This window comes from Pseudoalteromonas sp. G5_S1_14_S5, assembly GCF_054968605.1.
In genome coordinates this window covers 1-1,033 of the sequence record NZ_JBQKUM010000192.1, presented here as the reverse complement: position 1 = coordinate 1,033, position 1,033 = coordinate 1, and the positions used below count along the sequence as shown (strand labels likewise).

1 protein-coding gene is annotated in these 1,033 nt (G+C 38.0%); it reads left to right on the top strand.

Going from position 1 to position 1,033, the window contains the following annotated elements:
* Window positions 1-246: 246 nt before the first annotated feature.
* Window positions 247-1,033, top strand: a 787-nt coding sequence (locus tag ACTRWI_RS22495; protein WP_499133914.1) for a DUF4347 domain-containing protein, incomplete at its 3' end; no start/stop codon positions are given.

Here is a 1,033-nt window from a genome sequence, read left to right as displayed (position 1 = left end):
TATTCTCGAAACCGTACGTTATTATTTCGCCTATAAACTCAATTATCATAAAATTGAAGAGATACAATTAGAACGTGAAGTCGTTGTGGATCACGCGACTATCAATCGTTGGGTTATCAAATTCACACCATTATTAGTTTGTGCAGACAAAATAGTTGCTTAATCCACGTCGTTTTTAACAAATTTGACAATATACGAACTATGCTTATTTTTAATTGTAGTAATTGTTTTTTTGGGGGAAGTGTGATGATGATCTTTCGCTCAATGTTTTTTTTTGTGCTGACGTTAGCAATAGTAAATTATTCGTTTCTCATATTGTCTGATGAAGGCTCTTACAAAAAGCACACTATCCAACCTGTGAATGCTATCTACATATTTGATGATAATGTTAAAGATATCGAACATTTAACAGCAGCAATAGAATCGCCAGTTTATATCATCAGTCCTAATGTCCCAATTATATCTCAACTTATAACAATTGCTGAAAAGCATCCAAGTGCAAATGTATGGAACATCGTTGCCCATGGGCGACCTGGTGAGCTCCAATTAGGGAAAGAATTATGGAATGCGCATTGGTTAGAAAGCGCAGATCTAACTTACCTAAAAGGCATTCTTCCAAACCAAAGTCGATGGCATTTATACGCCTGTGATTTGGCTCAAGGAGAGCAGGGTAAAACGTTTGTTAATGAGTTGGCTGATACGCTCGATATCTCTCTTGCTGCTTCGATCAATAAAACCGGTGTGATTTCTGGCTCCGATACCAGGTTAGAGTTCCAATCCTCAAATACTATCGATAACAAGTCGGGCGTTAAAAGTGCCATTAACTTTTCAGGCTATCAATATACCCTTTCATTATCTGATTTACAGGATTATGCGCAGGGCACAAGCACAACGCTTCCAAGTGAAGCGACTTATACTGCAGCAAATGTAACTAATATTCGCCCTGAAAATCTCAGCGATTACAATCAAGAGTTACTAAGTCAGAGCAGCGCACTGGATTTTACCGGTACACAAGATGTTCAAGCTCTAGTCA